The organism is Marilutibacter aestuarii (assembly GCF_006546775.1).
In the GTDB taxonomy this organism is placed as follows: domain Bacteria; phylum Pseudomonadota; class Gammaproteobacteria; order Xanthomonadales; family Xanthomonadaceae; genus Marilutibacter; species Marilutibacter aestuarii.
Window position 1 is genome coordinate 1 of the sequence record NZ_VICE01000125.1, and the last position, 13812, is coordinate 13812.

A 13812-nucleotide genomic window follows, 5' to 3' on the forward strand; every position below is an offset into this window, starting at 1 on the left:
CCCCGCGGCGACGCCCGCGCCCGCACCGGTCGCGGTGTCGGCCCCGGCCGAATCGCGCCCGGTGCCGGCGTCGGTGCCGGTGGCCGCAGCGGGCGATGCAGACGAGGACGTTGCTGCGCTCGCTCACACCCGTTACGACATCAAGAAGGCGTTCGGGGCCATCGCGCGCATCGACAGCAACGGCCAGCTCGTGCTGAGCGACGGGCAGCGCAGCGCGCTCGATGCGTTCATGGCCCGCTACATCGCCCGCTCGCCGAAGTCGAAGGCCTACACCGCACGCCATCGTCCGCACATGGCCGATCCGCGCGTGGTCAACGGCTTCCGGCCGCTGACCAAGGAGATCGTCTACCAGATCGTGATCGAGCGCTCGCGCGGCTCGAAGATGTGGGACATCGACGGCAACGAATACGTGGATGCGCTCAACGGCTTCGGCATGAGTCTGTTCGGCTGGCAGCCCGACTTCATCATGGACGCGGTCCGCAGGCAGCTCGACCAGGGCATCGACATCGGACCGCAGCATCCGCTCGCGGGGGAAGTGTCGGAGATGATCTGCGAGCTGACCGGGCATGATCGCGCGGCGCTGTGCAATACCGGCTCGGAGGCCGTGCTCGGCGCGCTGCGGATCGCGCGCACCGTCACCGGCCGCGAGACGCTGGTGGTATTCAACGGTTCCTACCACGGCATCATCGACGAGGTCATCGTACGCGGCACCCGCAAGCTGACCTCGGTACCGGCGGCGCCGGGCATCCTGCGCAACACCGCCGAACACGTGCTGGTGCTCGACTACGGCACCCCGGAGGCGATGCGGATCATCCGCGAGCGCGCGCACGAGATCGCTGCCGTGCTGGTGGAGCCGGTGCAGAGCCGTCGTCCCGACTTCCGACCGGTGGCGTTCCTGAAGGAACTGCGCGAGGTGACCGCCGAGGCCGGCGCCGCACTCATCTTCGACGAGGTCATCACCGGCTTCCGCGCGCACCCCGGCGGCACCCAGGCGATGTTCGGCGTCAAGGCCGACATCGCGACCTACGGCAAGGTCGTCGGCGGCGGCCAGCCGATCGGCGCGATCGCCGGCAAGCGCGAGTTCATGGATGCGCTCGACGGCGGGCAGTGGGAGTACGGCGACGACTCCGTGCCCACCGTCGGCGTGACGTATTTCGCCGGCACCTTCGTGCGCCACCCCATGGCGCTGGCCGCGGCGCATGCCGTGCTCACCGAGATGAAGCGGCAGGGCGGGGCGCTGCAGGAGGGACTCAATGCGCGCGTCACCGCGATGGCCGAAGAGATCAATGCGTTCTGCGCCAGTCGCGGCGCGCCGGTCGAGGTACGCCACTTCGCCTCGGTGTGGAAGACCTTCTTCCTCGAGGACCACCCGCTGCAGGACCTGCTGTTCCCGATGATGCGCAGCCGGGGCATCCATATCCTCGACAACTTCCCCTGTTTCCTGACCACCGCGCACGACGACGCCGATTTCCGCGCGATCATCGAGGCATTCAAGGCCTCGGTCGTGGAGTTGCAGGAGTCCGGCTTCCTGCCCGGCAAGGCGGCCAGCCCGATTCCCGTGATGGATGCATCGGCGCCGCCGGTACCGGGTGCGCGCATCGGTCGCGATCCGGAAGGGCGCCCGGCGTGGTACGTCGCCGATCCGGATCGCCCGGACCAGTACGTCAAGGTGGGTTGATGGGCAGCCAGGCACCGAGTCCGTCCAGGGATGGCATTGGCGAAGCGGTCGACTACGATCCCTTCGCCGGCGGTCCGATCGAGCGCGTCGTCCCCACCACCGAGCCGCAGCGCGAGCTCTGGCTTGCCTCGCGCCTCGGCGACGAGGCATCCCTGGCCTACAACGAGTCGGTCTCCCTCCACTTCGAGGGCGACCTCGACCGGCGCGCCCTGGGCCGCGCCCTGGCATCGCTCCACCGTCGGCACGACGCGTTGCGTGCGTGCTTCGGCGCCGATGGCGAGACGATGTGCATCACCGCACGGTCGGACGGACTCGAACTCGTCGAACACGACTTTACGGCGCTTGATGCCGAAGGGCTTGCACGGGCCGTCGATGCCCGCCTGCGTGCCAGCGTCGACACACCCTTCGACCTGGTGGGCGGCCCTCTGTTCCGTGCCGAGTTGCTCTGTCTTCCTCGCGGGCGCCACCGGCTGGTCCTGAGCGCCCACCACATCGTCTGCGACGGCTGGTCGTGGTGGGTGATGGTGCGCGAGCTGGGCAGCCTCTACGCCCATGCGATCGGCCAGAGTGGCGATCCGCTGCCGCCGCCGGTCGCATTCTCCGACTACGCGTTGTCGCGTGGCGACGACGAGGCCACGGCGTTTCTTGCCGCCGACGAAGCGTTCTGGATGTCGCGCTTCAAGGACGGCGCGCCGGTGCTCGAGCTGCCGATCGACCGCCCGCGACCGGTGCGCCGCACCTCGGCCTCGCGGCGCTACGACCATGTCTTCGATGCGGAACTGCTGCGGGACGTCCGGCAGATGGGCGCGCGGCGGGGCAGCAGCCTGTTCGCGACCCTGCTGGCCGGATTCGCCGGGCTGATGTCGCGATTGTCCGCGCAGGACGACGTGGTGGTCGGCATCCCGGCGGCCGGGCAATCGGTGGATGGCCATGGCGATCTGGTCGGGCACTGCGTGAACCTGTTGCCCTTGCGCTTCGCGATCGCGGCTGAAGCGCCCTTCGAAGCGCTGCTGGGCTCGGCGCAGGGCGTCCTGCTCGACGCCCTCGATCACCAGCGCTATACCTTCGGCACCCTGCTGCAGCGCCTCAGGCTGGCACGCGATCCCGCACGCCTGCCGCTGGTCAGCGTGATGTTCAACATCGACCAGGCGCTGGACCAGGAGAGCAACCGCTTCCCCGGCCTGGGCCTTGAATTCGACTGCAATCCGCGCAGCCACGAGAACTTCGAGCTGTCGATCAACGCGGTGCAGGTGCATGGCCAGCTCCGCCTGGAGTGCCAGTACAACACCGACCTGTTCGACGAGGCGACGATCCGCCGCTGGATGTCGGCGTACGAGGCGATGCTGCGCCAGGCAAGCCGGCAGCCGGAGACGCCACTGGCGGCCCTGGACCTGCTCGACGGCGACACCCGGTCGGAACTCTCGGCGTTGCAACCGGCTCCGGTCGGCCGCGATCGCGACCAGCGCATGCACGAGTATTTCGAGCGGCAGTGCGACCTTGCCCCGACGCGGATCGCACTCCGCCATGGCGATCGCGAATGGGACTATCGCACGCTGGAGTCACGGGCCAATCGCGTTGCCCATCTGCTCAGGCAACACGGCGTGCACGCTGGCAGCCTGGTCGGCCTCGCCCTTGAGCGCGGCCCCGACATGCTCGCCTGCCTGCTGGGTGTACTGAAGGCAGGCGCGGGCTACGTGCCGCTCGACCCGAAGTTCCCCGCCGACCGCCTGGCCTACATGGCCGGTGACGCGGGCCTGGCGGCACTGCTGACCCAGCAGGCGTCCGAATCCGTGTTCGACCTGCGCGGCCGGCCGGTGCTGGTCATGGAGCGCATCGAAGCGCAGCTCGCGGCGATGCCCGAGACCCGGCTGGGGCGCGATGCACAGTCGGCCGGACCCGGTTCGGTCGCCTACGTGATCTATACGTCCGGCTCGACCGGACGCCCCAAGGGCGTGCAGGTCCCGCATGGCGCGGTGGGCAACTTCCTCGTCGCCATGCAACGTGAGCCGGGCCTGGCGGCGGACGACCGCCTGCTAGCGGTGACGACGTTGTCCTTCGATATCGCGGTGCTGGAGTTGATGCTCCCGCTGAGCGTCGGTGCCACCGTCGTGATGGCGGACCGCGACACCGCGATGGACGGCGAGGCGCTCGCACGCCTGGTGAGCGAGGCCGGCATCACCTGCATGCAGGCCACGCCTTCCACCTGGCGGCTGCTGTTGGAAGCGGGCTGGCAGGGCGGCGACGGGTTCACCGCGCTGTGCGGCGGCGAGCCGCTGCCGCCGGACCTCGCGGGCGAGCTGCTGGCCAGGACGGGTGCGCTCTGGAACATGTACGGCCCGACCGAGACCACGGTGTGGTCGACCTGCGCGCGCGTCGCCGCTGACGCGCAGGGACGACCCGACATCCATATCGGTCGTCCGGTGGCCAACACGCGGGTGTGGATACTCGATTCGCGTACCCGGCCATGCCCGCGCGGCGTCCCCGGCGAGATCTGCATCGCCGGCGAGGGCGTGACCCTGGGCTACCTGCAGCGACCGGAGCTGACAGCGGATCGCTTCGTCGACGTCGAGGGACTTCCGGTCGCCGAAGGCGGCACCGAGCACGTGTACCGCACCGGCGACCTGGGGCGCTGGCGGCCCGATGGCATGCTCGAACACCTTGGCCGCCTCGACCACCAGGTCAAGGTGCGGGGCTACCGGATCGAACTGGGCGAGATCGAGGCCGTGCTGGCCAGCCATCCCGCGGTCTCCCGCGCGGTGGTCGTGGTACGCGAAGATCGCCCCGGTGACGTGCGGCTGGTGGCGTACGTGGTCGCGGGCGAGGGCGGGGCGGCGGACGATGCAGGCCTCAGGGCCCACCTCGCGCAGACGCTGCCCGAGTACATGCTGCCGCAGCACTTCGTGTCGCTCGCGGCCATCCCCTTGCTGCCGAACGGCAAGATCGACCGCAAGGCACTGCCGCCGCCCCTCGTCGCGGACGCACCGGTGGCTCGGGTCGAGCCGCGCAATCCCACCGAGGCCGCCATCGCCACCTTGATGGGCCAGGTGCTCGGGGTGGAAGGCATTGGCGTGGATGACGACTTCTTCGCCAATGGCGGGCATTCACTGATCGCCGCCCGGCTGGTGTCGCGCATCAACCGCGAGCTGGGGGCTTCGTTGACGCTGCGCTCGCTGTTCGACGCGCCGACCGTCGCGCGCCTGGCGACGCTCGTCGCGGGCGACGCGGCAGCACCGGCGCGCCCCGTCCGCGGCGAGATCCTTGCACGCGCCGACCAGCAGCGTGCTCCGTTGTCGCCGATGCAGGAACGGCTGTGGGTGCTCGAGCAGATGCAGCCCGGCCGCGTCACCTACAACACGCCCTCGGCCCATCGCCTGCGCGGGCCGATGGACCACGCCGCGTTCGAGCGTGCGTTCCAGGCCATGGTCTGCCGGCAGGCCTCGCTGCGCACGGTGATCGTGCTCGACGGGACCGGTCCGTGCCAGTGGGTGCGCGATGACATCGACGCAGCGCTTCCCGTGCACGACCTTTCCGACCTCGACGAGGCCGATCGCGAACCGGCCCTGCGCGCGCGCATGGAGGCGCTGATCGCCGAGCCCTTCGACCTCGAGCGCGGACCGCTGTTCGTCGCCCGGCTTTATCGGCTGTCGGAGCACGACCACGTCCTGTTCTTCATGACCCACCACGTGATCTGGGACGGGTGGTCGTTCGACGTCTTCTATGCCGAGATGTCCGCGCTCTACGAAGCCTTCCGCAAAGGCGAGCCGCCGGCCTTGCCTCCGTTGCGCCTGAGCTACGGCGACGTCGCCGCCTGGTACCAGGCGTGGCTGCGCGGCGAGGCGCTCGACCGCCAGCTGGGCTTCTGGAAAGAGCACCTGGCAGGTGCGCTCGAGCCATTGCGCCTGCCGCTGGACAAGCCGCGCCCGCCGGAAGCCACCGGCGCCGGCGACATCGAGTGGCTCAGCATCGACCGGGCGACCGTCGACGCGGCGCGTGCGCTCGGTACGCAGAGCGACGCGACGCTGTTCATGGTCCTCTTGTCGACCTACTACCTGTTCCTGCACCGCCTCTCCGGCCAGGACGACCTGGTGGTGGGCCTGCCGGTCCGCAACCGCGACAGCGAAGAGCTCGAGTCGATCATGGGCTTCTTCGTCAACATGCTGCCGGTGCGGTTGCGCATCACGCGGGGCATGCCCTTCCACGCGTTGCTGGACCAGGTCCGGCGCGCCGTGCTCGACGCGTTCTCGCATCCCGACGTCCCCTTCGACCGGCTCCTGCAGGCGCTGGACGTCCCGCGCGACCCGAGCCATGCGCCGATCTACCAGTCGACCTTCTCCTTCCAGGACGTGCGCATGCGCCGCACGCACTGGGCCGAGCTCGAGCATGAGCACCTGCTGGTGTTCCAGAAGGCCAGCGCGGGCGACCTGGGGTTGTGGTTCCTGGAACACGCGCAGGGCTTGTCGGGCGTGATGAGCTTCAATACCGACGTGCTGACCGCGCCCTCGGCCCGGCTGTTCAACCAGCGCTTCTGCAGCCTGCTGGAAGCCGTCATCGCCGCCCCGGACAAGCCGGTGGACACGCTCGACGCGCAATGCGAGGCCGACCGCGCGCTCACGCGCATCGCCAATGCCACCTGGCGCGCATTACCCGAGGAGCCGACCGTTGGACGCTGGTTGTCGGCGCACTCCGCGGCCTGGACTTCGAATCCGGCGGTGCGGTTCGGCGACGTCGCGTGGACGCATGGGCAGCTGCACGAGCGCAGCCTCCGCATCGCGGCGTGCCTGCGATCGCTGGGCGCGCGGCGGGATGCCCGCGTAGGCATCTGCATGCAGCGCGGCCCCGACATGCTCGCGGCGATGCTGGCGGCACTGCGCCTGGGCGTGGCATACGTGCCGATGGACCCGGACTATCCGCGCGACCGCCTGCAGTTCATGGTCGACGACGCAGGGCTGGAGCTGGTCGTCAGCGAAGCGGGCCTGTGCAACGCGCTTGAGCTGCCGCGCACCCGCGTCTTCGAGGTCGATACCGAAGCGGCGCTGCTGGCACGCACCGAACCGCTCGCGGAGACGACCGACCTGGCGGCGCCGGACTCGGTCGCCTATGTCATCTATACCTCCGGCTCCACCGGTCGCCCCAAGGGCGTGCAGGTCCCGCACCGGGCCGTGGTCAATTTCCTTCAGAGCATGCAGCACGCACCCGGGCTCGAGGCAGGCGATCGCCTGCTGGCGGTGACCACCACCTCCTTCGACATCGCGGTGCTCGAGCTGTTCCTCCCTGTCGCCGTCGGCGCCGAGATCGTGCTGGCCGATCGCGAGACCGCGACCGATGCCTTCGAGCTGGCGTCCCTGCTCGAGTCCAGCAGGGCGACTTTCATGCAGGCCACGCCGTCGACCTGGCGCATGCTGGTCGATACCGGGTGGCGTCCCGCCGGGACCTTCAGGGCCCTGTGCGGCGGCGAGCCGCTTGCGCCCGACCTGGCCGAAGCCCTGGGGGCGTGCTGCAGCGAGGTGTGGAACATGTATGGCCCCACCGAGACCACGGTGTGGTCGACCTGCTGGAAGGTCCAGCCGGACGAGGCGGGCATCAGCATCGGCGTGCCCATCGACAACACCACGGTCCACGTGCTCGACGACGCGATGCAGCCATGCCCCCCCGGTGTTTCGGGCGAGATATGCATCGGCGGCGCCGGCGTCGCCCTCGGCTACCTGGATCGCCCGGAGCTGACCGCGGAAAAGTTCGTCGCCGATGCCTTCGGAGGCGAGGGCGCGAAGGCCGGATCGGGACGCCTGTATCGCACCGGCGACCGGGGCCGCTGGCGCAGTGATGGACTGCTGGAGCACCAGGGGCGCTTCGACCACCAGGTCAAGCTGCGCGGGCATCGCATCGAGCTGGGGGAGATCGAGGCCGCGCTGATGGCCCACGACGCGGTGTCGCGCAGCGTGGTGGCGACGCGCGAAGACCGTCCCGGCGACGTGCGCCTGGTCGCCTACGTCGTGCCGGCGGCGGGGCGTGAGATCTCCACCCATGCCCTGGGCGATTCCCTGCGCGCGCGCCTGCCGGTGTACATGCTTCCGCAGCACATGGTTGTCCTCGAAGCGTTGCCCCTGCTGCCAAACGGCAAGATCGACCGCCATGCGCTGCCCGCACCCACCGTGCTCGAGGACGTGCACACCGGTGTCGGTGCCGCCGGCACGGTCTTCGCGCCAGCGTCCGCGGCAGATGCGTCGCACGTCCGCCCGCGTGGCCGTGACGACGCCATGCCGCGGTGGCCTGCGCGCGACGCGTCCTCCGCCAGCGCCCGCGTACGTTACCTGATGGGTGTGTGGGAAGAATTGCTGGGCGTGGACGTCCTGGCCACCGACAACTTCTTCGACCTGGGGGGGCACTCGATGCTGGCGGTACAGATGGCCAACCGCGTTGCGCGCGATACCGGCGTCCGCTTGAAACTGATGCGCCTGGCGAGCCTCAGCCTCGAGCAGGTGGCCGAAGCGCTGCCCGACATCGACGCGACCGCCGGTGTTGGCGCGGACCCGGTCTCGCGACCGTTCCTCGCCCGCCTGAGGCGCCGATTGGAACGCTGGATGGGCAGGGGAGAGAAGGCGGCGCCATGAGCGAGCCCTTCTTCTTCGGCGACGAAGCGCGGGCCCTGTTCGGCATGCTGCATTCCCGTCGCGCCCCTCGCATGGGTCCGTCCCCGGCCGCCGGCAAGCGAGCCTGCCTGGTCTGCGCGCCGCTGCTGCAGGACGCCACCCGGATCCAGCGGGCCATGTGGCACCTGGCCGAAGCGCTCGCCGAGGCGCAACACGACGTGCTGCGCTTCGACTGGTACGGCAGCGGGGACTCGGGAGGCGAGGCCGGCGACCTCCGGCTGGAAGGCATGGCGGAGGATCTTGAGTCGGCGATCGTCGAGCTGTCGACATGCGTGCGCCCCGGCCACTTGAGCGTGCTCGCGTTCCGGAGCGCCGCCTTGCCCGTCCTGGCGCACGCGGCGGCCTCGAAGTCGCCGGTGGACCTGGTCCTGTGGGATCCGCTCATCGACGGTGCGGCCCTTGTCGAGGACTGGCAGCACCAGCAGGTGGAGCAATTGACGGTGGCCGGTCGCTATCCGTTCGGGAAGCCCGCGTCCGGGCCTGGTGAGTTGATGGGCCACGAAGTGAGCGACGCGCTTCTCGACGCGCTGCGATCCACCGACCATTCGCGCGTCGGCCTTCCCGAAGGGAGCCGGATACTGGTCGCGGCATGGCGTGAATCCGCGCGCCTGTCCGCATTCATCGAGTGGCAGCGTGGCCAGGGCATCGACGTGGATTGCCTCTGGCTCGATCCTGACGAAACGCCCGCGTTCGACGTGCCGCGCCAGTTCGAGGCTCAGGTGTTCCCGCGTCGAAGCGTCGGCATGCTGGTCGAGCGCATCACGGGCCTGGCCGCATGAACGCTGAACTCAGGCAGTTGCCCATGACGCGGCGGCATCGCAATGCACGGGGCGAGAGCGCGCACCGGTTCGGTCCAGGCCTGGTGGGCATCCTGCACCGACCCTGCCACCCCGCCGGCCACGTGCAGCCGGTCGCGGTGATCCTGCTCAATGCCGGGCTCACCGGGCGCGCCGGTCCCTACCGGGAGTACGTCACGTTGGCACGCGCGCTCGCACGCGCGGGCTTCACCGTGTTCCGTTACGACCAGTCGGGCCTGGGCGACAGCCAGGCCCCGATGCAGCAGGCCGGCGACCGCCGCCAGCGCGAGGCGCGCGCGGCCATGACCCTGGTCGGGGCGGAAACCGGCCTGATGCGCTTCGTCATGGGCGGCCTGTGTTCGGGCGCGGACGACGCGTTCCACCTGGCCGGCGACGATCCACGCATCGTCGGCGCGATCATGCTGGACGGCATCGGCTACCGCACCCCGCAGTTCTGGCTGCGCCACCTGTTGCCGCGGATGTTCAGTCCCCGGCGCTGGCTCTCGGCGGTGGCCAGACTTCGCGACCGGAACGGCAGTGGCCCCACGTTGCTGGACTACCGTGACTTCCCGGAGCAGGTGCATGCCCGCGCGCAACTGCGCGCGCTCGTCGATCGCGACGTGCGCCTCCTCTGCATCTACACGTCCGGCAGCTACTACTACGTCAACCATGCCGGGCAACTTGCCGGCGCGCTCGGGCCGGCGGCGCGCGCGCGCCAGGTGAGCGTGGAGTTCTGGCGCGATTGCGACCATACCTTCTATCTTCGCCGCGACCGGGAGAAGCTGTTCGCGCGGACCGTCGACTGGATGCGCGACAACTTCGCGAACCGCGCCGACGCGTCCCTCGACAGGGCGACGCCATGAGCCAGGACGCACAGGGCGTGGCGACGCATTACCGTCGCTACGCCACCGGCAACGCGTTGACCCTGCTGGCAGGACTCGTCTCGTTCCCCTTGCTGACGCGGCTGCTGGACAACACCCAGTACGGCATGTTCGGCTACTACGGGGCCTGGATCCTGATGGCGGTCGCCGTCGGCAAGTTCGGCGCCCAGCACGCCATCCTGCGGTTCTACCCCCACGGTGGCGGCGCGAAGGAGTTGCGCGCGTTCGCCACCAACCTGTTCTACGTGCCGCTTGGGCTGGCCTTAATCGTCTGGGTGCTGGTCGTCGCCGGGATGGTGCTGGTCGACGCGATCAGCGGCGAGCGGCAGGGGGCGATGTTCTGGCTCGTCGTGGCGATGGCGCCGATGGCGGTCTTCTCCAGCCTGGTGGACACGGTGCAGAAGGTCACCGAGCGCTCCCGCCTGGTGATGCACCTGCGCATCAGCAGTCGTTGGGTCGAGCTGCTGCTGATGCTCGGCGCGGTGTTGCTGGTGCAGGCGAGCGCGGTGGCCGCGTACTCCGGAAAGCTCGCCACCACGCTCCTGTTCGGTGTCTTCTACATCCTGTGGATGCGCCGCCACCTGAACTTCTCCCGTGCCGACATCAACCTGTCGGAAACCCGGGCGGCACTCATGTTCGGCATGCCGATGGCATTGAGCGAGATCATCTCGGTGACCCTGGTGTCGCTCGATCGCTGGATGCTCAAGGACATCACCGGTGATTTCGCCCTGGTGGGCGTCTACAGCATCGGCTCTTCTCTGGCGATGCAGGTAAGCCTGTTCATGAATGCTTCCGTGTTCGAGGCCTTCCTGCCGACCGCCAACCGCGTGTACGTCACCGAAGGCGAAGCGGCGTTGCGCGAACTCAAGTCACGTGTACTGGTGCCGATGACCTATGCGGCGGTCGGCATCGCGGTCCTGCTCGGAAACTTCGGGAGTGACCTCATCCTCGTGGCAAGCGGCGCCGACAAGGCTGCCTCCGGCCCCGTCTTCGCGCTGCTCGCCGTCGTCTGCGTGCTGCAGCCGGTCCTGTTGTTGTCCGGCTATGGCTTGCTGCTGGAGAAGCGCTCCAAGACCGTGCTGGGCCTGGTGTTCCTGAGCCTGCTGCTAAATGGCATGCTGAACTATCTCTGGATACCTTCACATGGCGTGATGGGTGCCGCCTGGGCCACGGTGGCCAGCTCAGCGGGGCTTGGATTGGCGCATTGCGTCGTGGTCAAGAGGTCGCTTTTGCGCTTGCCGGACGTTCGCACGATCGTGACCGCCGCGTGTGCGGCGATCGTGTCGTTGGGCATGATCGGGCTCATCGATGGATGGGACGTGCCCGCGGGATGGCAGCGTCTGCTGTTGGGCGGCGCGTTGACGGGAGCATGCCTTGTGGGGGTCGTGCTCGTGCTGGATTCCCGGCCCCGGCGCCAGCTGCAGGAGCTCGCGCTCGCCCGCGTGCTGCCCCGGCATCGAGCGCCGGGGTCGTAAGCCGCGTTACCGAAGCTCTGCGTGCCACTCCTGGTCGCGGACAGCGAGCAGTTCCATCCGCGAGTTCACGTTGGCAGAGCGCCAGATCGTGTTGTCGCCCGTGGAGGCGTTCCGCCAGAAGATGTCGTCCGTGCCGTCTCCATCGAAATCACCCACGCCCGCGATGGCCCAGCCGGCGTCCGGAAGCGCGGCGATGGACATCTGGGTCGACTCGTTGCCCGACTTCCAGATCGCGTTGTTGCCCACGCCGTTCTTGCGCCACAGGAGGTCGGCGCGGCCATCTCCATTGAAGTCCGCTACGTGCTCCACGCGCCAGGCGGGGTTGCTCACCGTCGTGACCGATTGCTGCGTCGAAGCGTCGCCGGACAGCCAGATCGTGTTGCGACCAGTGGCCGAATCGCGCCAGAAGAGGTCCGAGCGACCATCTCCATTGAAATCACCCACGCCCTGGATATGCCACGAAAGCCTGGGCACGCTGGCCAGTGGCATCTGCCTGGTGGAGTCGCCGGCCTTCCAAACCACGTTTGCACCGGTCTGGCTGTTGCGCCAGAGGATGTCGGAGACGCCATCGGCGTCGAAATCGCCGACTGCGGCCACGAACCACTCGGAGCTGGTGACGCGGGCGACGGCAAGCTCGCGTTCGGCGCCGCCATCCAGCCAGATGGTGTTGGCGCCGGTCGATGCGTTTCGCCAGAGGAGGTCGGTCGTGCCGTTCGCGTCGAAATCGCCTTCGCCCACGATACTCCAATGGCTGTTCGCCACCGTCGCGACCTGGGAGCGGTTGCCGTCGTCGGCGGCGCGCCAGATCACGTTCCAGCCGCCGCCGTAGTGGCGCCAGAAGATGTCGGATTGTCCGTCGCCGTCGAAATCATGGGCTTTGCGCACCACCGGTGGCTTTACCGGCGATTCGTCGTCGTTGTCCTGCACTTCGACCGGGATGGACTTGCGTGTTGAATAGCTTGTCGCACCTGCGTTGGTCGCCCTGGCTGCCAGTTGCCGCGCGCCGGTCGCCGCCGAGTCGGGAAGAGTGACGGTCAAGGTGACGGTCCTCGAACCGCCGCTGGACAGGGCAACGCGCTGGGTGGAGAGCGACTGGCTCCATCCGCTGGGGACTTCGGTGGCGATGTCGAACGTCGAGCTGCTGCAGGCGCTTGAGTCGAGGTTCTTGATCGATACCTGATAGGTGTTTGTGTCGCCCGGCTTAACGGTGCCCGGACCGCTGAGCGTCAGTTGCGGATTGGAACGGGCGCAGGATGCCGGCGGTGGCGTTGGGGCCGTCACGACGTAGTGCGCGACGGTGCTGACGGTATGGACAGCGATATTGCTTCCGACTCCGAGCCCGATCGAATAGGTGCCCGCGGACGCGCTGGAAGTGGAGGTGACCTGGACTGCCATGTCGCGATACTGCCCCGGCGCGATGCTGGCGGTGGGGCTGGCGAGGTTGCTGGACCAGCCTCCCGGTACCGACCTGGCAAGCGTGAACGTGGTCGAGGCGCAGGCGCTGCTGTCGTTGTTGGACACGCGGACCACGTAGTTCAGCGACGTGCCGGCCAGTGCGCTCTGGCTTGCATCGGTGAGCTGGAGCGTCGGGGCATTCCTGCTGCAGGTGGGTGCGGGGTCCGGGGGCGGATTGCCGCCGCCTGCCTGGAGCTCGATGGCGCCGATGTCGGCGGCTCCGCCCGATGGGCGCGCATTGCCATAAAAGTCGTCGGCTACCGCGGCCAGGTAGGGGGCCTTGTCGACGAGCGGGCTGCCCGACTGGGGCGTCGCGTCGAAGCTGGCGATGGCGGAGGATGCGAGCCTGGGGTCGCTGCAGATGCTGCCGCTCGGGCACTGGCCCTGCTTCACGTTGTAGAACAGGTTGCCCGAATACGTCAGTTTGGCGCTGGAGTTGTACGCGTAGTGGCCGCAGGTGAGCTCGCCGGTGTTCCCCTGCAGGTTGGAGCGCCAGTCGACCTGGCCCACCAGCGCGTTGTTCTGGATGTTGAGGCTGGACGTCGACGAGCCGCCCTCGCTGAGGATCAGGCAGTCGCCCTGGCCGGTGATGGTGTTGTGGCGGATGGTGATGTCCTGACCGCCGACGAGCCCGACGGAGATCGCATTGCCCAGGGCCCGGCACTGGTCGTCGGACTTCATCGAATCGCGACCGTTGAAGTAGGCGCAGTTGCCGACCACGACCGAGTTCTCGATGAGGGTCTTGCCCAGGGTCTTGAGCTGGTTGCCGGCGTTCCCGACGGCGTGGGTGCGGCGCACGGTGACGGAGGAATTGCTGCCGCCGTCCATGTACAGCAGGTCCAGGCCATCGGAGGTGTTGTGGTGGATGTAGGAATCCTC

6 protein-coding genes are annotated in these 13812 nt (G+C 68.7%); 5 read left to right on the forward strand and 1 reads right to left on the reverse strand.

All coding sequences use genetic code 11. From position 1 onward, the window contains the following. The 5 genes from FKV25_RS12990 to FKV25_RS13010 form a co-directional block, all read left to right on the forward strand. The coding region (locus FKV25_RS12990; RefSeq protein WP_141519227.1) for an aspartate aminotransferase family protein at positions 1–1678 on the forward strand (1678 nt) is incomplete at its 5' end. Continuing rightward, on the forward strand, positions 1678–8286 hold the full coding sequence (locus FKV25_RS12995) for a non-ribosomal peptide synthetase (RefSeq protein WP_141519228.1): 6609 nt from the start codon (positions 1678–1680) through the stop codon (positions 8284–8286). The genes FKV25_RS12990 and FKV25_RS12995, both read left to right, overlap by 1 nt. After that, positions 8283–9104, forward strand: a complete 822-nt coding sequence (locus FKV25_RS13000) for an alpha/beta hydrolase family protein (RefSeq protein WP_141519229.1) — start codon at positions 8283–8285, stop codon at positions 9102–9104. The genes FKV25_RS12995 and FKV25_RS13000 overlap by 4 nt, the downstream gene beginning before the upstream one ends. Further along, positions 9101–9985 (forward strand): alpha/beta fold hydrolase, encoded by an 885-nt coding sequence (locus FKV25_RS13005; RefSeq protein ID WP_141519230.1) that lies wholly within the window; start codon positions 9101–9103, stop codon positions 9983–9985. The genes FKV25_RS13000 and FKV25_RS13005 overlap by 4 nt, the downstream gene beginning before the upstream one ends. Beyond that, a complete protein-coding gene (locus tag FKV25_RS13010; RefSeq protein WP_141519231.1) occupies positions 9982–11478 on the forward strand; it encodes a lipopolysaccharide biosynthesis protein in 1497 nt (498 codons plus the stop codon). The genes FKV25_RS13005 and FKV25_RS13010 overlap by 4 nt, the downstream gene beginning before the upstream one ends. Before the next feature lie 6 nt (positions 11479–11484). Here the strand turns inward: FKV25_RS13010 and FKV25_RS13015 are convergent. Beyond that, on the reverse strand, positions 11485–13812 hold a 2328-nt coding region (locus tag FKV25_RS13015), incomplete at its 5' end, for an FG-GAP-like repeat-containing protein (RefSeq protein WP_211345439.1).